Below are 18,218 nucleotides of genomic sequence, written 5' to 3' on the forward strand. Positions count from 1 at the left end.
ATTCATCCCGGTCGACTGCCGATTTTCAGAATGGTCCAATGGCCTGATGGCACCGGAATCCCGAAAATCCAGGGTTCATGCTGCCGCGTGGCCCTGTCGTCGGTCCGTCTGCCCGAGTCCCCGGGGCGCGATCGACTTCCCCGCACAGCCCCTCACAAAAACAGGCCGCGCGCTGCGCGCCGGGCGAGGAATGTATGACATACAACCGGTGGTCCACGATGCATGTCGCCCCCCTGGGGCGAGCGCAATTCTGGAGCGATGCCAGCCGTGAGGCGCAGATGCCGCACACGCCCCTGGTGGCGCGGCCCGAGCGCTTCGACGCCGTGCTCACATCGCGTGGCGTGGGCGCGGTGGTGTTCAACCGCATCCAGATGGCGGCGGGCCACGGCATGCAGCGCCTGCAGGCGGGTTGCCAGCGCGCGAGCCCGGCCAGCCTGCTGTGCCTGCTCTACCTCAAGGGTCGCGCCCGGGTGTCTGCGCTCGATGGGCCGGGCGCGGCGGTTGCGGGCGGCGAGTCGCATGCGCAGCCCGGCCAAATGTTCCTGCTGGACGAGCGGTGCGGCTACCGCATCTGGCAGGACGAAGCCGTGGACCTGCTCGTGCTGGCCGTGCCGCTGGCGCTGATCGATTCGTGCGCAGGCATGGCTTCGCAACTGCTGGCACGCAGCCTGCCTGACTGCGCGTCGTTGCAGCTGCTCGTCCAGCAGATGCAACTGATCCATGCATGGCAGGCGCCCCTGCCCGAGGGCGAGTCCGCGCAGCTGTCCGATCTGGTCATCAACACCTTGAAGACCGTGCTGCAGGCCGGGGCCGAAAGGGCTGCAGCCCGGCCTGACGCGCCCATGCACGTGCTGTTGTGCCGGGTGCGCCAATTGATCGCCCGCCAATATCCGGACCCGGCGCTGGGGCCGGAGCGCGTGGCATCGAGGCTGGGACTTTCCGTGCGCTCGCTGCAATCGCGGCTGTCGCGCGAAGGCACCAGCCTCAGCGCCGAACTCATGGACTATCGACTGGAGCGCGCCCATGCGCTGCTGCGCGCAGCGAAGCCGGGAACGCTGGGCGTCACGGAAATCTCGCAGCGCTGCGGCTTCAACTCGCTCGCGCATTTTTCCCGGCGCTTCAGGGCACGCTACGGCAGCACGCCGCTGGAGCTGCTGCGTGAGCCGGGGGCGGAGGGCATGGGGTCGTCCACCTGGCACGGGGACGGGGCGGGCACCTAGACAGGGCTTGCGGCGCCTCGGTCGGCGTGGCGTGCGCAGATCAGGCTGAGGATTTCGAACAGCATCTGCGCGCCCGCATGGGCGGTGTTGGTGGTGGCGTCGTAGGCGGGCGAGACCTCGACCACGTCACCGCCCACGATGTGGATGCCGGCCAGGCCGCGTACCATGGCCTGGGCTTCGCGCACCGTCAGGCCTCCCACCTCGGGCGTGCCCGTGCCGGGCGCAAAGGCCGGGTCCAGGCAGTCGACGTCGAAGGAGACGTAGACGGGCGCATCGCCCACCACCTCGCGTGCGCGGGCAATGACGCCGTCCACGCCCAGCGCGGGAAGGTCCTCTGCGTGGATCACCGTCATGCCCGACTCGTAGGAGAACTCCCAGAGATATTCGGCCGCGCCGCGTATGCCGATCTGGATGGTCCGCGTGGGGTCGAGCACGCCATCCAGCACGGCCTGGCGAAAGGGGCCGCCGTGGTGGAAGCGGCTGCCGTCGAAGGGGCCGCCAGTATCGCAGTGGGCATCGAAGTGGACCAGGGCCAGTGGCCGGTCGCGGCCCAGCGCGCGCAGTATGGGCAGGGTGATGGAGTGGTCTCCGCCTGCAGACAGCGGAATCACGCCGGCCGCATGGATCTTCGCGAAGGCTGACTCTATGTCGCGGTGCGACTGCTCCAGGCTGTAGCGGCTGGACAGCGGCACGTCGCCGATGTCCGCCACGCGCAGCTCGCGCGTGGGCGCGGATCTGAGCACATGGTTGTAGGGGCCCACGCGCTCTATCGCGCGCAGCGCCCTGGGCCCGAAGCGGCAGCCGCTGCGGTTGCTGATGCCCAGGTCCATGGGCACGCCGATCAGCGCGGCCTGCAGTTCGCCGAAGTCCGGGCGGCTCCAGTCCATGGGGTGCATGGGGGCATCCAGCAGCGTGGGAATGCCTGCGTAGGGTGCGCTGCGCGTGCCGCTGGCGTCGATGATGTGAGCGGCCACGGTGCGGAAATGCGGATCGTGGATGACGGACTCGTTGTCTCCGCCGAAGCGCGCACGCAGCGCGGCCAGCCTGTCTGCAGTAAAGAGGGTCATGGGTGTCCCTTGGTTCAGGATTGGATGCCCGACAGGGAGCGCTGCTGCGAGCGCTGCGCCAGGCTGATGAGGATGAAACTGGCCGTGCTCATGGCCAGGCTGGCGTAGATCGGCGTGTTGGCGGCCAATCCGTCGCGGACCATGAAGACCACTGCCGTGGCGCAGCCCAGCAGCATGCTGGCAATGGCGCCCGCCGTGGTGGCGCGGCGCCAGTAGATGGCGCCGATCAGCGGCACCAGCATGCCGCCCACGAGCAGGTTGTAGGCGGTGGTCAGGGCATTGAGCACGTCGTCCACCACCAGGGCGATGCCGAGCACGGCAAGGCCCACCAGCAGCGTCAGCAGCCGGTGCCAGCGCACATCGGCCAGCGGCTTGCCTTGCCGCAGCAGGGGCACGAGGTCTTCGGCCAGCACGGTGGAGCCCGCCAGCATGGCCGCGCTGGCGGTGGACATCATGGCGGCCAGCGCGGCAGCGATCACCAGGCCGCGGACGCCGTCCGGCAGGCTGGCCTGCACGATGGCGGCAAAGGCGTTGTTGGGATTGTCCAGTTCCGGCAGCAGCACCCGCGCCGCCATGCCCACCAGGGCGCCGACCAGCCCGTAGACCACGCAGTACAGGCCGGCGAGGCTGCCCGCCACGGCGGCCACGCGTTCGCTGCGGGCCGTGAACACGCGCTGCCACACGTCCTGGCCGATCATGATTCCGAAGAAATAGATGACGAAGTAGGTGGCGATGGTGTCCCAGCCGATGTATGTGACATCGAAGCTGGACGCAGGCAGCCGTGCAACCAGCTGGTCCCAGCCGCCCACGCGGTACAGGCAGATGGGCAGCAGGATCAGCATCAGGCCCGCGGTCTTGATCACGAACTGCACGATGTCCGTCAGCGTCAGCGACCACATGCCGCCCACGGCCGAGTAGATGACCACGACGCCCCCGCCCACCAGGATGGAGATCCACAGAGGCAGGTCGAACAGCACCTGCATCACGGTGCCGATGGCGATCACCGACGTGGCCGCCAGCATCAGCGCATAGGCCAGCATCACCAGTGCGCTGGCCTGCTGGGTGCGGGCGCTGTAGCGCCGCTCCAGCACCTGGGTCACGGTGCAGATGCGCAGCCTGAGCAGGGGCTTGGCCAGGAACAGGTTCAGCACCAGCAGGCCCGCACCCAGAGCCGCGCACAGCCACAAGCCCGAGATGCCGTACACGTAGCCCAGGCGTACCGTGCCCACCGTGCTGGCCCCGCCGATCACCGTGGCAGCCATGGTGCCCATGTACAGGCCCGGCCCGAGGTTGCGGCCCGCCACGAGAAAATCCTCCTGCGTCTTCGCGCGGCGCATGCCGTACCAGCCCAGCAGCAGCATGGCTGCCGCGTAGATCACTACCACCGAGATATCAAGCACCATGGTCTCTCTCCCCTTTTGTTCCGACCCCGTGTGCAGGGTCCTTCTGAAACAGCGGTATTCACGCAAGTGAATGTCACGGACCGCCCCTCTTGTTCTGCGCTGGCGGCGTGCTCCGGTGAACCGAAGCGCGCCGCAACAGCCGTGAATGCTAGACAGCAGCCGGGCTTGCATCCATTTCAAGTTCCATCTACAAACATCGATGAACATCGATCTTTTCTGAGTGAAAACCCCATGCTCCATACCGTTTCAGATCTCGACCTGCGGCTGCTGCGCGTTTTTCTGGCCATCGTCGACGCGGGCGGTGTATCGGCTGCGCAGGCCATTCTTGGCGTGGGGCAGTCCACGCTCAGCAGCCAGCTGTCCACGCTGGAGACACGCCTGGGGTTCAGCCTGTGCGAGCGCGGGCGCGGCGGCTTTCGCCTGACGGCCAAGGGCCGGCGCTTCGTCGACCTGGCCCGCGCTGCGCTGCAGGGCCTGGAAGGATTCAGCGCGCAGGCGCGCAACATGCACAGGCAACTGGTCGGCAGCCTGGCCATCGGCCTGATCGGCAATGCACCCACGGAATACAACGCGTTGATGGGGCGGGCCATACAGCGCTTTCGCCAGCGCGACGAGGCCGTGCGCCTGTCTGTGCTGGTGCGCGGGCCGCGCGAGCTGGAGGAAATGCTGCTGCGCGATGAGCTGCAGGTCGCCGTGGGCTATTTCCTGCACCGCGCCCCGGCGCTGGAATACACGCGGCTGTTCAGCGAAAGGCAGGTGGCCTATTGCAGCGCCAGCCATCCCTTTGCCGCGCGCGCGGGCCGCATCGGCGCGCAGGAGGCGGGCGAAGCCGACTGGACCTGGCGCACCTATCCACTGCCGCAGGCGCCGCTGACGGGGCGCCCGCGCCATGTCACCTCGGAGGCGGACAACATGGAGGCGGCCGCCATCCTCATCCTGTCAGGCGCCCACCTGGGCTACCTGCCAGAACATTACGCAGCGCCCTATGTGGCTGCCGGCCTGCTGCACGCGCTGGACGAATCCCTCTTCAGCTATGACGTGGACATCACCATGGTGGCCAGGAAGCGCGCACGCCAGGACGACATCACGGCCGCCTTCACGGACGACATGCGTGCCGTGCTGTAGGGGCGCCGCGGCACAGCGGCATCAGAACTGCAGCAGGCTCAGCGCAAACGGCAGGCTGAGCACGCCCAGCAGCGTGGACAGCGTGACCAGCCCCGCCACATACGAGCCGTTGTAGCCCATGCGCGCGGCCAGCACATAGCATGACGATGCGGTGGGCAGGGCCGAGAAGGCCATGAGGATCAGCGCCTGCGCACCGCTGAGGCCAAATGCCCGCACCATGGCATAGGCGATCAGCGGCTGCACCAGATGCCGCACGGCCAGCAGGCACACGGCCAGCAGCTTGTCGGCGGCCAGCGCGCCGAACTGCATGCCGGCGCCGGCCGACATCAGGCCCAGCGCGATGGAGGCTGCGCCTATGCGGGAGACTGACGGCTCGAGCAGTGCGGGCAGCTTCAGCCCCAGCGCGCTGAACACCAGACCCGACAGCGTGCCCACGATCAGCGGATTGCGCACCAGTTGCCCCAGGAAGTGCTGGTTGCTGCCGCGCGCCATGGGCCAGACGGCCGCGATATTGCACAGCGGCACGCTCACGCCGATCAGCACCGAGATGAACAGCAGGCCCTCAGGCCCCGCCAGCCGGCTGGCCAGCGCCAGGCCGATGAAGGAGTTGAAGCGAAACGCCACCTGCACGGCGCCGGCATGCTCGCGTGTGTCGATCCGGCCGCGCAGGCCCGGCCACCAGGGCAGGCTGTAGGCCAGGCCGATGCCGACCAGGGCCGCACACACGCCAGCGGCCAGCAAGTGGGAGGTGGCACCCCAGTCCACCGGGCTCTTGACGATGGAGTGGAACAGCAGCACCGGGAACAGCAGGTAGTACACCAGCGCCTCCACCGCCTGCCATACCGTGCGATTGAGCTGTGTGAAGCGGCACAGCACGTAGCCAAGCACGATGAGCGAAAAATCGGGGAAGAGCAGCACGGCGTAGTTCACGGGGGCTGAGCATAAGCGCAACCCCGCAGTCGCCGCGTCTCCCGAGAAACCATGGCGCGAGGCTAGGGGTAAACACCGGGAAATCAGTGCTGCGACAAACTGTGACAACCGGGCCCCGGGCCTTAGCATCGCTGGGGTCCACACAGCCGATCCGAAAGCGCAGGTCCTGACGACCGTCAAGCGCGCAGCGGGCTCCAGGCCCCAACATGGCTGTTCCGTGGCAGCGTTTGCGAGCCTTCATTTCGCAGACCATCCATCCGCAGGCACGGCCTTGCGGATGTCCATGAAAACCTCTTCGTCAACACGACCCCCAAAAGGAGATCCTGTATGAATCGTCGCAGCTGGATGGGACTGACCCTGGTCCTCGCAAGCACCGGAGCCCTGGCCCAGGCCTACCCCACCAAGCCGATCAAGCTGGTGGTGCCCTTCGCCCCCGGTGGCACGACCGACATCATCGCCCGCGTGATCGCCGAACCCCTGACCAAGGAACTGGGCCAGCCCGTGGTGGTGGACAACCGCGGCGGCGGCGGCGGCGTCATCGGCGCCATGGAAACCGCGCGCTCGCAGCCCGATGGCTACAGCCTGGGCATCGCCACGGTCTCGACCACGGCGACCAACCCCGCGATCAACCCCAAGATCTCCTACAACACGCTGACGGACTTCACGCCCATCATCAACGTGGCGGCCACGCCCAACGTGATTGCGGTGAACCCCAAGTTCCCTGCCAAGGACTACAAGAGCTTCGAGGCCGAACTCAAGAAGTCCCAGGGCAAGTACTCCTATGCGTCCTCGGGCACGGGCGGCATCCAGCACATGCTGATGGAGCTGTACAAGAGCCTGACCAACACCTTCGTCACCCACATCCCCTACCGCGGCGCGGGCCCTGCGCTCAACGACGTGGTGGCGGGCCAGGTGCCCATGGTGCTGGACAACCTGCCCTCGGCCCTGCCGTTCATCAAGGACAACCGCCTGGTGCCCATCGTGGTGGCCGCGCCCCAGCGCCTGGCCGTGCTGCCCAATGTGCCCACCTTCAAGGAAGTGGGCCTGGAGCCGGTGAACCGCATGGCCTACTACGGCATCCTGGGCCCCAAGAACATGCCCAAGGATGTGGTGGACAAGATCAACGCCGCCGTGCGCAAGGTGCTGCAGGACCCGGCCGTGCGCAAGCGCATCGAGGACACGGGCTCCCTGGTCATCGGCAACTCGCCTGAAGAGTTCGCCAAGCAGATCAAGGAAGAGTACGAGACCTACAAGAAGGTGGTTGCCCAGCAAAAACTCACGCTGGAGTAAGCACCGCCCTGAGCGGTTGGATCAGAGCCCGAGGTTCCTTGCGGACCTCGGGTTTTTTCGTTGTAGGCTTGATGGGATGTCCCAAGTGCCTGCCGCTTCCATCATGTCCCCCTCGGTTGCCGAAGCCGAACCTGCTGCCGATCCTGCATCCTGGCCCGCGCCGCTGCCGGCCAGCCTGGATGCGCTGGACCTTTTCATGGATGCGCTGCTGCTGGAAGACGGGCTGTCGCGCAATACGCTGGCGGCCTATCGCCGGGATCTGACGGCCTGGGGGCGGTGGCTGGCGCACCAGCGGCCGCCGCTGGCGCTGGATGCGGCGGGCGAGCTGGAGCTGCAGGGCTATTTCGCGGTGCGCGTGGAGCAGACCAAGGCCAGCTCGTCGAACCGGCGGTTGACGGTGCTGCGCCGCTACTACCACTGGGCGCTGCGCGAGCAGCGCATTGCGGCCGATCCCACGGTGCGCATGCTGGCGGCACGGCAGCCGCCGCGCGTGCCGCATACGCTGACGCAGGCTCAGGTGGAGGCGCTGCTCAAGGCGCCCGATGTCGATACGCCGCTGGGCCTGCGTGACCGCGCCATGCTGGAGCTGATGTACGCCAGCGGCCTGCGCGTGAGCGAGCTGGTGGATCTGCCGATGCATGGCATCGATCTGCGCTCGGGCGTGCTGCGCGTGACCGGCAAGGGGAAAAAGGAAAGACTGGTGCCTTTCGGCCAGGAGGCACATTGGTGGCTGGAGCGCTATCTGGCCACGGCGCGCGGCGCCATCCTGGGCGGGCAGCGCAGCGATGCGGTCTTCGTGACCCAGCGCGGGGCTGCGATGAGCCGCGTGATGTTCTGGGTCATCGTCAAGCGCTGCGCGCAGGTTGCGGGTGTCACGGCACCGCTGTCGCCGCACACGCTGCGCCATGCCTTCGCCACCCACCTGCTCAACCATGGCGCAGACCTGCGCGTGGTGCAGATGCTGCTGGGCCATGCCGATATCTCCACCACCACCATCTACACCCATGTGGCGCGCGAGCGGCTCAAGGCCCTGCACGCTTTGCACCATCCGCGTGGTTGATTGGATGTGGTCGGTTCGCCGGATTGCCTATTTCTGGCGTTGAAACCGTCGAAGTGGCAAAGCCCGCCTCGGGGATATGTGCTTTGCACAACAATCACCGCCGTGTTCGATGTGTTTCTGCGGAGTTCTCGATGACTGATTTCCTGCGCCGGCATGTGCTGGTGACTTCCATGCTGGCGGCGACGGTGGCTGCCGCGGCCCTGCCGATGTCTGCGTCGGCTGCCGATGCGGCATGGCCCAGCCGGCCCATCCGCGTGGTGGTTTCCTACCCGGCCGGCGGCGTCAGCGATGTGGTGGCCCGCGCCCTGGGCGAGAAGCTGGCCGCCCGCCTGGGCCAGCCCGTGGTGGTGGACAACAAGGCCGGCGCCGGCGGCGCCATCGGCCTGGACCTGGTGGCCAAGGCCGCACCCGATGGCTACACGCTGGGCTTTTCCTCCATCAGCCCGCTGACGCTGAGCCCGCACCTGGGCAAGCCCCTGTTCGATCCGCAGCGCGACCTGGTGCCCGTGACCAGCGTGATGTACTCGCCCGTGCTGCTGCTGGGCACGGCCCGCTCCACGGCGGCCGACTTCAATGCGCTGGTGGCCCAGGCCAAGGCGCAGCCCGGCGAAGTGCGCTGGGCCACGGCCGGCCTGGCCTCGCTGGGCCACATCATGCTCGAGCAGATCATGCATGCCTCGCAGGTCCGGATCACGCACATTCCCTACAAGGGCGGCGGGCAGCAGCTCAATGACGGCCTGAGCGCGCAGTTCGAAGTGCTGTCCACCAATGCCGGCCCGGCCGTTTTGCAGCACATCAAGGCGGGCAAGTTCAAGGCCCTGGCCGTGGGCGCACCCCAGCGCCTGGAGTCGCTGCCCGGCGTTCCCACGCTGGCCGAACTGGGCTACAAGAGCGCCAACATGACCTCGGTGTTCGGCATCTTCGCGCCCGCTGGAACGCCTGCGCCCGTGCTGCAAAAGCTCAATGCCGAGATCAACCAGGTGCTGGCCCAGCCGGACATGCGCGCCAAGCTGGAGGCCACCGACAACGTGGCCATGGGCGGCAAGGCCGAGGACTTTGCACGCCAGATCGAGGCCGAGTCCCAGTCCAACGCGCGCATCATTCGCGCAGCCGGCATCAAGCTCAATTGATGGAGCGCAGGGCGCCACCGGCGCCCATGCAAAAAGGGCTTGCAGCCGTCATGGCCGCAAGCCCTTTGTCTTTGGTGCCGGATGTGCGGGGCCCGCCTATGCCATGGGCTCGTCCGCCGTGAGATTGTCGGCCCAGGCCAGGGCCTGCAGATGCGCCCAGTTGACCTGGTGGTTGGACAGCTGCAGTGCATTGGCTGCGCGCGCGAAGCCTTCGTCATCGCCGCTTTCGCAGGCACGCGTCAACTCCAGGAAGGGCGCGAACACGCCCTTGTTGTGCACCAGCGCATCGATCACGGGCTGGGGCAGGGCGATGGACTCCAGCGCCTTTTCCATGGGCTGGCCCAGCATCACGTCCAGCAGCGAGAACACGCCGACCACGAAGGCGTTGTCGCACTCCTCGGGCGAGAGCAGCTCGGCCGTCAGCAACTCCATCAGGCGCCCGCGCACCACGGCGGTCTGGCCCACGGCCGGCGGCGTGCCGCCCGCGCGCGAAGTGGTCAAAAGCAGGGCCGCCCAGCGGAACAGCTTCTTGAGGCCCAGGATCATCACCGCGTGGCGGAACGAGGTGATCTCGCACGACAGGCCGAAACCCGAGGAGTTGATGAAGCGCAGCAGGTTGAAGGACAGCGTGGGATCCTTCTTGAGCAGGGCTTCGATCTCGTCCGTGCTGGCCTGCTGGCGCACCAGATTGATCAGCTGGATGATGGTGGCCTGCGTGGGGCGGATGGTGCGCGCCTGCACGAGTTGCGGCTGGGCGAACCAAAAGCCCTGGAACAGCCGCACGCCCAGGTCGCGCATGCGCTCGAACTGCTCGGAGGTCTCGACCTTTTCGGCCACGATCTGGGCATTGGTATGGGCGCGCGCGAACTTCACCAGGGTCTCGGCATCGGCCAGTGCGAAGGTCTGCATGTCCAGCTTGATGAAGGCGGCCGCAGGCAGCCAGCTGGCATAGGCGCGGCGCAGCAGGTGCTGGTTGAAGGCCAGGCGGAAGCCGCGCTGGCGCAGGGCCTGGAAGGTGGGCAGGCGTTCCTCGATATCGGCAGCCGTGGCGTTCTCGCCCAGCGTGGGTACCTCCAGCACCACCTTGTCGGGGTGGATCAGTTCCAGGTGGCCGCCGGCCAGGCTGTCATGCGTGCAGTTGATGAAGACTGTCTTCTTGCCCACCAGCGCTTCGGCGCCCGCATACGACAGCGCGTTGAAGAGCAGGGCGGCATCGGAGGCCGCCGTGTGCGCATGCTGGGCCGTGGAGCGGTCGAAAAGCTCATAGCCGAAGACATCGCGCGCCTCGTTGACGATGGCCTGGCGCGCAATGACGGCCACCTGCCCGTCCTCCACCCCGGCTGGCAGGGGGGGCGGCGGAGCGGAGGAGTTGTCGTTGGTAGTCATTTGGAAGCTGAGAAAGATGGATGAGCGATGGCTTTCGATGGCGTTCTATAGCTTATAGCTATAGCGAGCTGTCTGCCAGTTGGTCGGTCCAGGCCAGGGCCTGCAGATGGGCCCAGTTGATCTGCTGGCTGCTCAGGCGCAGCGCGCCTGCGCTGCGGTGGAAGGCTGCATCGTCGCTGGCTTCGCAGGCCTGGGCCAGGATCAGCAACTCGCCCAGCACGCCTTCGTGGCGCAGCACGGCGGCGGAGACGGCATCGGGCACGGGGATCAGGCTCATGGCCACGTCCTGCGGCAGGTCCAGCATGCTGCCCAGCAGCGAGAAGATGCCGACGACGAAGGCCTGGTCGGAGTCTTCCTCGCTCAGCGATTCCTGGGCCAGCAGCTCCATCAGCCGCCCGCGGATCACGGCGGTCTGGCCGATGGCCGGCGGCGGGCCGCCGTTGCGCGATGCGGTCAGCAGCATGGCCGCCCAGCGGAACAGCTTCTTGAGGCCCATGAGCATCACGGCCTGGCGGAACGAGGTGATCTCGCGCTGCACGCCGAAGCCCACGGAATTGATCAGGCGCATCAGGTTGAAGGCCAGGCCCGCATCCTTCTTGAGCACATCCTCGATGGCATCGGTGCTGGCCTGCTGGCGCACCAGATTCAGCAGCTGGACAATGCTTTGCTGCGAGGGCGACAGCAGCTTGGTGCGCACCACCGTGGGCCGCGCGAACCAGAAGCCCTGGAACAGCTGTATGCCCAGGCGGCCCACCTGCTCATGCTGCTGGGCGCTTTCCACCTTCTCGGCGATCAGCTCGGCGCGCGTGTGGCGGCCGGCAAAATTGACCAGCACGGCCAACTGGTCAGGGGCCAGCACGGACAGGTCGAACTTGATGTAGTCGGCCAGGGGCAGCCAGGCTGCATAGGCGGACTCCAGCACCGTGTGATTGAAGGCCAGGTTGAAACCGCGTGCGCGCAGATTGCTGAGGATGGGCAGGCGGGCCTGTACCTCCTGCTGGGCGGCCAGGCCCAGCGGCGGTATCTCCAGCACCACCTTGTCGGGGTTGAGCAGCTCCAGATGCCCGCCGGCCAGGCTTTCATGCGTGCAGTTGACGAACATCAGCTTGGTGCCAACCAGATCTTCTTCGCCCGCATGCGACAGGGCCGTGAACACCAGGGACACATCCGAGGCCGCTGTATGGTCCGGGTAGGCGCGCGAACGGTTGAAAAGCTCATAGCCGATGATCTGCTGCACCCCGTTGACGATGGCCTGGCGCGCAATCATTCCCCGATCCGTGGACGCGGGGCTGGCCACAGGGGCATCGTTGAAGAGATGGACAGGCAATTCGGTCATGGAGTGTTCGGTCGAAGGGACACGGGAAGCAGCAGATCTGATTGTAGGAATGTTCTGAATAAATATGCCGACAGGCAGTGTCTGCTGGGACAAGTCCGATTGCGGAGTCGGACCCATCCTAGTTTGTAAACCATTGTGTGGCTTCACGAGCGGCCTGGGCCTGTCCGCACGGCGCAGGCAGGCTTTCTTCAGACCTGCTGCAACCAGGCCAGTTCAGTATCGGTGAAGCCTGCGGCGCGGCGTGCGCGTTCGTTGAAGGGCGGGCGCAGGCGCGGCGCCTCGTAGCGCAGGGTCAGCGCCTGGTAGTGGGCCTCGGGCTCCAGGCCTTCGCGCTCGCACAGCCAGCGGTACCAATGATTGCCTATGGCCACGTGGCCCACTTCCTCGCGCAGGATGATGTCGAGGATGTCCACCGCCGCCAGCGCATCGGGCGCGCGCGTGTTGCGCAGCTTGTTCTGGATCTGGGGCGTGGCGTCCAGGCCGCGCGCCTCCAGCGTGCGCGGCACCAGGGCCATGCGGGCCACCACGTCATGGGCGGTCTTCTCGCACATGGTCCACAGGCCCTGGTGGGCCGGGAAATCGCCGTAGTCGTGGCCCAGGTGCGCACGCAGATGCTCGCGCAGCAGGCGAAAGTGCTTGGCCTCCTCGGCGGCCACCTGCAGCCAGTCCAGGTAGTACTGCTGCGGCATGCCGTCAAAGCGCCAGACGGCGTCCAGCGCCAGATTGATGGCGTTGAACTCGATGTGGGCTATGGCGTGGATCAGCACGGCCCGGCCTTCCGGCGTCGCCGGCGAACGCCTTGCAACGGCGGTGTGGTGGCGCAGCTCGGGCCGCAGCGGGCGGCCCGGCAGGTCCGGCGCGGGATCCGGCAGGGCCGGTGCCTGCGGTGCTATTGAATAAAGCGCCTGCCGCGCATACATGTCCAACGCGGCGGCGGCCTTTTCTTCGGGGTCCGTGAGGCACAAGACCTCAAGGGCGCGGTGACGTAACTCCATCCCTACAATTCTAGGTTTCCTGCCATCACCAATAATTGACGGAGACAAAGACCCATGGCGATCTATGAACTGGATGGAGTGGCCCCTGAAGTGGCGGCGTCGGCCTGGGTGGCCGACAGCGCCGAAGTGATGGGCAATGTGCAGCTGGCCGAAGACGCCAGCATCTGGTTCGGCGCCGTGCTGCGCGGCGACTGCGAGAGCATCACCATCGGTGAGGGCAGCAACATCCAGGACGCCAGCGTGCTGCATGCCGACCTGGGCAAGCCGCTGGTCGTGGGGCGCCACGTGACCGTGGGCCACCAGGTCATGCTGCATGGCTGCACCATTGGCGACGAGTCGCTGATAGGCATCGGTGCCGTGGTGCTCAACGGCGCGAAGATCGGCCGCAACTGCCTGGTCGGCGCCGGAGCACTCATCACCGAAGGCAAGGAATTTCCCGATGGCTCGATGATCATCGGCAGCCCGGCTAAGGCCGTGCGCCAATTGACGCCCGAGCAGATCGAGGGCTTGCGCCGCAGCGCCCAACACTATGTCGACAATGCGCGACGGTTCAAGACCGGGCTGCGCAAGCTGGGCTGAGCGAGGCCCGGCACTTTTTTACGGAATCCATCAGCGTGTCTGAACTGCATAAATTCATCTTCGAAGGCCTGCCCGTGCGCGGCTCCATCGTTCGCCTCACCGATGCCTGGCAGGAAATCCTGCAGCGCCGCGCGGGCAACGGCGAGACCGGCGCCTACCCCGCTGCCGTGAGCGAACTGCTGGGAGAAATGGCGGCTGCGGGCGTGCTCATGCAGTCCAATATCAAGTTCAACGGCGCCCTGGTCTTCCAGGTCATGGGCGATGGCCCGGTCAAGCTGGCTGTGGCCGAGGTGCAGTCCGATTTCGGCCTGCGCGCCACCGCCACCCTGATCGGCGACCCTCCCGAAGGCGCCACGCTGGAACAACTGCTCAATGTGCACGGCGGCGGCCGCTGCGCCATCACGCTGGACCCCAAGGGGCGCCAGCCGGGCCAGCAGCCCTACCAGGGCGTGGTGCCGCTGCAGGATGCGCAGGGCCGGCGCTTCACCAAGGTGTCCGACGCGCTGCAGCACTACATGCTGCAGTCGGAACAGCTGGACACCGTGCTGGTGCTGGCGGCCGACGACCAGGTGGCCGCCGGCCTGCTGATCCAGCGCATGCCGGTCAAGGGTGAGGCCAACCTGGCCGCTGCCACCGAAAGCGAGCAGTCGGGTCAGGATGCCATCGGGCTGAACGAGGACTACAACCGTATCGCCACGCTGGCCTCCAGCCTCACGCGCGACGAGCTGCTCACGCTGGATGTGGAGACCATACTGCGCCGCCTGTTCTGGGAAGAGAAGCTGATGCGCTTCGTGCCCCAGCAGGACGAGGAGCATCCGCGCTTTGCGTGCACCTGCAGCCGTGACCGTGTGGCGTCCATGCTGGTGTCGCTGGGCTCCGAAGAGGTGGAGAGCATCCTGGAGGAGCGCGGCAGCATTGAGGTGGGCTGCGACTTCTGCGGCAAGCAGTACGAATTCGATCCCATCGACGCAGCCCAGCTGTTCACCGAGGCCGGCAAGCAGCCGCCGACCTCGACGAACGTCCAGTAAATACGCCCGGCTTCAGTCTCGCCCGCTGCGCAGCGCGTCGAACAATCGCCGCTCGCAGTCCGGGTCGCTGCATTGCTCGCAGCCGTAGGGGCGAAGGCGGGCGCCGCGTTGCGCGGGGCTTGCGGGCAGCCAGGACCAGTCCATTTGCGGAGCCTTGAGCCTGAGCGACTCGGCCAGCTGTTGCCATTGCCGGGCGGTATTGCCGTAGAGCACCACGTAGTCGCGTGACTGGCTTTGCAATTGGTCGCGCCAATGCTGGAGCTGTGCGGCAGGGCCATCGCTCACCCCTTCGTGCTCGGTGACGGAGGCTCTCCAATCCAGTCCCAGCAGGTAGACGGCCCCATGTTCCGGCAGAGACTGCCCCGGCTCGGCCGCCAGGCATTGCCAGTCGGCAGGAGATGCTCCGTGGTGCCGCCAGGCCTGGCGCAGTGCATGGGCCATGGAAAGCGCGAGCGCGGGTGGCGATCCCAGAAGAATCACCGGGGGCGGGGGCAAGCGGTCTGTGTCCAAGTACCTGTCTCGGCTTGCGCGCAGGCCCGGGCAAGGGGCGCAGGCGCCTTGTTGCAAAAACACAAGGCCGGCATGAAGCCGGCCTTGGTGCAGGAAATCCCAATCCTCAGCGCCGCACGATCTGCACGAAGATCTCGTTGGGCTTGACCATGCCCAGCTCGCTGCGGGCCTTTTCCTCGACCATGGCCAGGCCGTCCTTGAGGTCGTTGACCTCGGAGGCCAGACGGTCGTTCTCGGCTTTTTCCAGCGCGTTGGCCACGTTCTGGTCGTGGATCTGCTGCTGCAGTTCCTTCACATAGGCCACGCTGCCGTGGCCCAGCCACAGCTGCGCGTGCACGGCAGCCAGCAGGGCGAGCAGGACAATGGGGACGACGCGGTTGACCATGGGGGCAGATATCGCTGACAGGAAAAAGGCTTGCAGGCCCGATGGCTTGCAAGCCTAACGCTTTTCAGCGCAGGTTGTAGAAAGCCTCGCGGCCGGGGTAGTGGGCGATGTCACCCAGGTCTTCCTCGATGCGCAGCAGCTGGTTGTACTTGGCGATGCGGTCCGAACGGCTCAGCGAGCCGGTCTTGATCTGGCCTGCGTTGGTGCCCACGGAGATGTCGGCAATCGTCGAATCCTCGGTTTCACCCGAGCGGTGCGAGATCACGGCCGTGTAGCCGGCGCGCTTGGCCATTTCGATGGCGGCGAAGGTTTCGGTCAGCGTGCCGATCTGGTTGATCTTGATCAGGATGGAGTTGGCGATCTTCTTGTCGATGCCTTCCTTCAGGATCTTGGTGTTGGTGACGAACAGGTCGTCGCCCACCAGCTGGACCTTGGCGGCCAGGCGGTCGGTCAGGATCTTCCAGCCATCCCAGTCGCCTTCGGCCATGCCGTCCTCGATGGAGATGATGGGGTACTTGTCGCACCAGCCGGCCAGCATGTCGGTCCACTGGGTGGCGGTCAGCGTCAGGTTGCCTTCACCGGCCAGCACGTACATGCCGTCCTTGTAGAACTCGCTGGCGGCGCAGTCCAGGCCCAGGGCGATCTGTTCGCCGGCCTTGTAGCCTGCGTTTTCGATGGCCTGCAGGATCAGCTGGATGGCGGCTTCGTGGTTTTCCACGGAAGGCGCAAAACCGCCTTCGTCGCCCACGGCCGTGCTCATGCCCTTGTCGTGGATGATCTTCTTGAGCGCGTGGAAGACTTCGGCACCCCAGCGCACGGCTTCGCGGAACGAAGGCGCGCCCACGGGGATGATCATGAATTCCTGCAGGTCCAGGCTGTTGTTGGCGTGCGCGCCGCCGTTGATGACGTTCATCATCGGCACGGGCAGCTGCATGCCACCCATGCCGCCCAGGTAGCGGTACAGCGGCAGGCCGGCCTCTTCGGCGGCGGCGCGGGCCACGGCCATGGAGACGGCCAGCATGGCGTTGGCGCCCAGGCGGCCCTTGTTGTCCGTGCCGTCCAGGTCGATCAGGGTCTTGTCCAGGAAGGCCTGCTCGGAGGCGTCCAGGCCCAGCACGGCTTCGGAGATCTCGGTGTTGATGTGCTCGACGGCCTTGAGCACGCCCTTGCCCAGGTAGCGGCTCTTGTCGCCGTCACGCAGCTCGATGGCTTCGCGCGAGCCGGTGGACGCGCCCGAAGGCACGGCCGCGCGGCCCATCACGCCCGATTCCAGCAGCACGTCGCACTCGACGGTGGGGTTGCCGCGGCTGTCCAGCACTTCGCGGCCTACGATGTCAACGATTGCACTCATGGCATTTCCTTTGCGGTTTTTGAAATCGGTGTGCAGGCGGGTTCCGGTGAGGTTGCGCCCTGGTGCTTGCCGGGCAAGCGGTATGGGTGGTCGGTGGCGTGGCAGGCTGCCGCGCCACCGTGCACAGCCATGCTCCGCGGCGCAGTATCTGCGATCGGGCGGCGGCCATTGTGCACAAATTGGGTGGATGGCTTTGTATGCGCTGCGCTCTTGACGGGCCGGGTATCGCTGGCCGCGGTCAGACGCCCTCGACGCAGACCATGCGCATGATGGCCGCGCCTTCGCGGGCTTCGCGGGCACGCAGGTACTCGGGCGTGTCGTAGAAAGCCTTGGCGGCCTCGAAGCTGGGGAACTTGAGGATCACGGTGCGGCCGGGATTCCAGTCGCCTTCGAGCACTTCGACCTTGCCGCCGCGCACGCAGACTTCGGCACCATGCGCGCGCATGGCCTCGGTGCTCCACTTGCGGTACTCCTCGTACTGCTCGGGCTTGGTGACGGTGACGGACGCAATGATGTAGCCGCTGGCCATGGGTCAGACTCCAAAATCGTTTTCGAGGAAGCCGTTCTTCTTGGTCACGTCGTCGAGCGCGACCAGGGTTTCGAGCAGGGCCTTCATGTGCTTGAGTGGCACGGCGTTGGGGCCGTCGCTGAGGGCGCAGGGAGGATTGGGATGGGTTTCCATGAACAGTCCGGCCACGCCCACGGCCACGGCCGCACGCGAGAGCACGGGCACCATCTCGCGCATGCCGCCGCTGCTGGTGCCGTTGCCGCCGGGCAGCTGCACGCTGTGCGTGGCATCGAAGACAACGGGCGCACCGGTCTCGCGCATGATGGACAGGCTGCGCATGTCCGAGACCAGATTGTTGTAGCCGAAGCTGGCGCCGCGCTCGCAGGCCATGAAGCTGTCCTCGGGCAGGCCGGCCTCCTTGGCGGCGGCGCGGGCCTTGTCGATGACATTCTTCATGTCATGCGGGGCCAGGAACTGGCCCTTCTTGATGTTCACCGGCCGGCCCGACTGGGCCACGGCACGGATGAAGTCGGTCTGGCGGCACAGGAAGGCCGGCGTCTGCAGCACATCCACGACCTGGGACACGGCCGGTATCTCGGCCTCGGTGTGGACGTCGGTCAGGATGGGGACCTGCAGGTCCTTCTTCACCTTGGCGAGGATCTCCAGGCCCTTGTCCATGCCCGGGCCGCGAAAGCTGGCGCCCGAGCTGCGGTTGGCCTTGTCGTAGCTGCTCTTGAAGATGAAGTGGATGCCCAGGGCCGCCGTGATTTCCTTGAGCTGCCCCGCCACGTCCATCTGCAGCTGCTCGGACTCGACGACGCAGGGACCTGCAATGAGAAAGAAGCGCCGGTCGAGGCCGACGTCGAAGCCGCAGAGTTTCATGGTGGGGATTCCTTGGGAAATGGTGGGCGGCGT

General features: G+C 66.5%; 18 protein-coding genes. 7 read left to right on the forward strand and 11 right to left on the reverse strand.

Annotated elements, in window-relative coordinates:
• Positions 1–194: 194 nt before the first annotated feature.
• Positions 195–1,220 (forward strand): helix-turn-helix transcriptional regulator, encoded by a 1,026-nt coding sequence (locus tag G4D77_RS24370; RefSeq protein ID WP_193726196.1) that lies wholly within the window; start codon positions 195–197, stop codon positions 1,218–1,220.
• Here G4D77_RS24370 and speB read toward each other — a convergent pair.
• Positions 1,217–2,287: an agmatinase gene (gene speB, locus G4D77_RS24375; protein WP_016451242.1), complete on the reverse strand. Its 1,071-nt coding sequence runs from the start codon at positions 2,285–2,287 to the stop codon at positions 1,217–1,219. The two genes, G4D77_RS24370 and speB, sit on opposite strands and share 4 nt — an antisense overlap.
• A gap of 14 nt (positions 2,288–2,301) precedes the next feature.
• Complete coding sequence (locus G4D77_RS24380) at positions 2,302–3,690, reverse strand: sodium:solute symporter family protein (RefSeq protein ID WP_016447657.1); 1,389 nt, start codon at positions 3,688–3,690, stop codon at positions 2,302–2,304.
• 231 nt (positions 3,691–3,921) lie between these two features.
• On the opposite strand from G4D77_RS24380, the gene G4D77_RS24385 reads away from it, so the two are divergent.
• Positions 3,922–4,815, forward strand: a complete 894-nt coding sequence (locus G4D77_RS24385) for a LysR family transcriptional regulator (RefSeq protein ID WP_016447656.1) — start codon at positions 3,922–3,924, stop codon at positions 4,813–4,815.
• A 21-nt stretch (positions 4,816–4,836) separates the two neighbouring features.
• On the opposite strand, the gene G4D77_RS24390 is transcribed toward G4D77_RS24385, so the two are convergent.
• The gene (locus G4D77_RS24390) at positions 4,837–5,745 is read right to left on the reverse strand and encodes an AEC family transporter (RefSeq protein ID WP_193726197.1); all 909 of its coding nucleotides are present in this window, start codon (positions 5,743–5,745) and stop codon (positions 4,837–4,839) included.
• Between the two features lie 327 nt (positions 5,746–6,072).
• On the opposite strand from G4D77_RS24390, the gene G4D77_RS24395 reads away from it, so the two are divergent.
• From G4D77_RS24395 to G4D77_RS24405, 3 genes are all read left to right on the forward strand, one after another.
• Positions 6,073–7,035 carry a tripartite tricarboxylate transporter substrate binding protein BugE gene (locus G4D77_RS24395; protein ID WP_016447654.1) on the forward strand — a complete coding sequence of 321 codons (963 nt, stop codon included), beginning with the start codon at positions 6,073–6,075 and terminating at the stop codon, positions 7,033–7,035.
• A 103-nt stretch (positions 7,036–7,138) separates the two neighbouring features.
• On the forward strand, positions 7,139–8,095 hold the full coding sequence (gene xerD, locus G4D77_RS24400; protein WP_193726233.1) for a site-specific tyrosine recombinase XerD: 957 nt from the start codon (positions 7,139–7,141) through the stop codon (positions 8,093–8,095).
• 131 nt (positions 8,096–8,226) lie between these two features.
• Positions 8,227–9,225, forward strand: coding sequence for a Bug family tripartite tricarboxylate transporter substrate binding protein (locus tag G4D77_RS24405; RefSeq protein ID WP_016447652.1), 999 nt, complete (start codon positions 8,227–8,229; stop codon positions 9,223–9,225).
• 96 nt (positions 9,226–9,321) lie between these two features.
• Here the strand turns inward: G4D77_RS24405 and G4D77_RS24410 are convergent, their stop codons facing one another.
• The 3 genes from G4D77_RS24410 to G4D77_RS24420 form a co-directional block, all read right to left on the reverse strand.
• The gene (locus tag G4D77_RS24410) at positions 9,322–10,611 is read right to left on the reverse strand and encodes an EAL and HDOD domain-containing protein (protein WP_016447651.1); all 1,290 of its coding nucleotides are present in this window, start codon (positions 10,609–10,611) and stop codon (positions 9,322–9,324) included.
• A gap of 58 nt (positions 10,612–10,669) precedes the next feature.
• On the reverse strand, positions 10,670–11,947 hold the full coding sequence (locus tag G4D77_RS24415; RefSeq protein ID WP_016451246.1) for an EAL and HDOD domain-containing protein: 1,278 nt from the start codon (positions 11,945–11,947) through the stop codon (positions 10,670–10,672).
• A gap of 188 nt (positions 11,948–12,135) precedes the next feature.
• Entirely contained in the window at positions 12,136–12,942 is an 807-nt protein-coding gene (locus G4D77_RS24420) for a ferritin-like domain-containing protein (protein ID WP_046240924.1), read from the reverse strand.
• 54 nt (positions 12,943–12,996) lie between these two features.
• On the opposite strand from G4D77_RS24420, the gene G4D77_RS24425 reads away from it, so the two are divergent.
• Complete coding sequence (locus G4D77_RS24425) at positions 12,997–13,521, forward strand: gamma carbonic anhydrase family protein (protein ID WP_016451248.1); 525 nt, start codon at positions 12,997–12,999, stop codon at positions 13,519–13,521.
• 35 nt (positions 13,522–13,556) lie between these two features.
• Positions 13,557–14,549: an Hsp33 family molecular chaperone HslO gene (hslO, locus tag G4D77_RS24430; protein ID WP_017404370.1), complete on the forward strand. Its 993-nt coding sequence runs from the start codon at positions 13,557–13,559 to the stop codon at positions 14,547–14,549.
• Positions 14,550–14,561: 12 nt separating this feature from the next.
• Here hslO and G4D77_RS24435 read toward each other — a convergent pair whose 3' ends face one another.
• The 5 genes from G4D77_RS24435 to kdsA all read right to left on the reverse strand — a co-directional run bounded on the left by G4D77_RS24435 (position 14,562) and on the right by kdsA (position 18,185).
• The gene (locus tag G4D77_RS24435) at positions 14,562–14,990 is read right to left on the reverse strand and encodes a hypothetical protein (RefSeq protein WP_046987553.1); all 429 of its coding nucleotides are present in this window, start codon (positions 14,988–14,990) and stop codon (positions 14,562–14,564) included.
• A 175-nt stretch (positions 14,991–15,165) separates the two neighbouring features.
• The gene (gene ftsB, locus G4D77_RS24440; RefSeq protein WP_017404372.1) at positions 15,166–15,444 is read right to left on the reverse strand and encodes a cell division protein FtsB; all 279 of its coding nucleotides are present in this window, start codon (positions 15,442–15,444) and stop codon (positions 15,166–15,168) included.
• A gap of 64 nt (positions 15,445–15,508) precedes the next feature.
• Positions 15,509–16,795 carry a phosphopyruvate hydratase gene (eno, locus tag G4D77_RS24445; RefSeq protein ID WP_012206907.1) on the reverse strand — a complete coding sequence of 429 codons (1,287 nt, stop codon included), beginning with the start codon at positions 16,793–16,795 and terminating at the stop codon, positions 15,509–15,511.
• 238 nt (positions 16,796–17,033) lie between these two features.
• Complete coding sequence (locus tag G4D77_RS24450) at positions 17,034–17,324, reverse strand: DUF1330 domain-containing protein (protein ID WP_016447644.1); 291 nt, start codon at positions 17,322–17,324, stop codon at positions 17,034–17,036.
• Positions 17,325–17,327: 3 nt separating this feature from the next.
• Complete coding sequence (kdsA, locus tag G4D77_RS24455; protein ID WP_017404374.1) at positions 17,328–18,185, reverse strand: 3-deoxy-8-phosphooctulonate synthase; 858 nt, start codon at positions 18,183–18,185, stop codon at positions 17,328–17,330.
• Between the last annotated feature and the right edge of the window lie 33 nt (positions 18,186–18,218).

The sequence above is a fragment of the Delftia sp. WY8 genome, assembly GCF_018437695.1.
Lineage (GTDB): Bacteria > Pseudomonadota > Gammaproteobacteria > Burkholderiales > Burkholderiaceae_C > Comamonas > Comamonas tsuruhatensis.

Bases quoted from the DNA above. Each gene is read 5' to 3' on its own strand.
- G4D77_RS24395 (WP_016447654.1), top strand. From the start codon at position 6,073: ATGAATCGTCGCAGCTGGATGGGACTGACCCTGGTCCTCGCAAGCACC.
- G4D77_RS24425 (WP_016451248.1), top strand. From the start codon at position 12,997: ATGGCGATCTATGAACTGGATGGAGTGGCCCCTGAAGTGGCGGCGTCG.
- speB (WP_016451242.1), bottom strand. From the start codon at position 2,287: ATGACCCTCTTTACTGCAGACAGGCTGGCCGCGCTGCGTGCGCGCTTC.
- G4D77_RS24420 (WP_046240924.1), bottom strand. From the start codon at position 12,942: ATGGAGTTACGTCACCGCGCCCTTGAGGTCTTGTGCCTCACGGACCCC.
- G4D77_RS24410 (WP_016447651.1), bottom strand. From the start codon at position 10,611: ATGACTACCAACGACAACTCCTCCGCTCCGCCGCCCCCCCTGCCAGCC.
- G4D77_RS24415 (WP_016451246.1), bottom strand. From the start codon at position 11,947: ATGACCGAATTGCCTGTCCATCTCTTCAACGATGCCCCTGTGGCCAGC.
- ftsB (WP_017404372.1), bottom strand. From the start codon at position 15,444: ATGGTCAACCGCGTCGTCCCCATTGTCCTGCTCGCCCTGCTGGCTGCC.
- G4D77_RS24435 (WP_046987553.1), bottom strand. From the start codon at position 14,990: ATGGCCCATGCACTGCGCCAGGCCTGGCGGCACCACGGAGCATCTCCT.
- xerD (WP_193726233.1), top strand. From the start codon at position 7,139: ATGTCCCCCTCGGTTGCCGAAGCCGAACCTGCTGCCGATCCTGCATCC.
- kdsA (WP_017404374.1), bottom strand. From the start codon at position 18,185: ATGAAACTCTGCGGCTTCGACGTCGGCCTCGACCGGCGCTTCTTTCTC.
- eno (WP_012206907.1), bottom strand. From the start codon at position 16,795: ATGAGTGCAATCGTTGACATCGTAGGCCGCGAAGTGCTGGACAGCCGC.
- G4D77_RS24450 (WP_016447644.1), bottom strand. From the start codon at position 17,324: ATGGCCAGCGGCTACATCATTGCGTCCGTCACCGTCACCAAGCCCGAG.
- G4D77_RS24405 (WP_016447652.1), top strand. From the start codon at position 8,227: ATGACTGATTTCCTGCGCCGGCATGTGCTGGTGACTTCCATGCTGGCG.
- G4D77_RS24370 (WP_193726196.1), top strand. From the start codon at position 195: ATGACATACAACCGGTGGTCCACGATGCATGTCGCCCCCCTGGGGCGA.
- G4D77_RS24380 (WP_016447657.1), bottom strand. From the start codon at position 3,690: ATGGTGCTTGATATCTCGGTGGTAGTGATCTACGCGGCAGCCATGCTG.
- G4D77_RS24385 (WP_016447656.1), top strand. From the start codon at position 3,922: ATGCTCCATACCGTTTCAGATCTCGACCTGCGGCTGCTGCGCGTTTTT.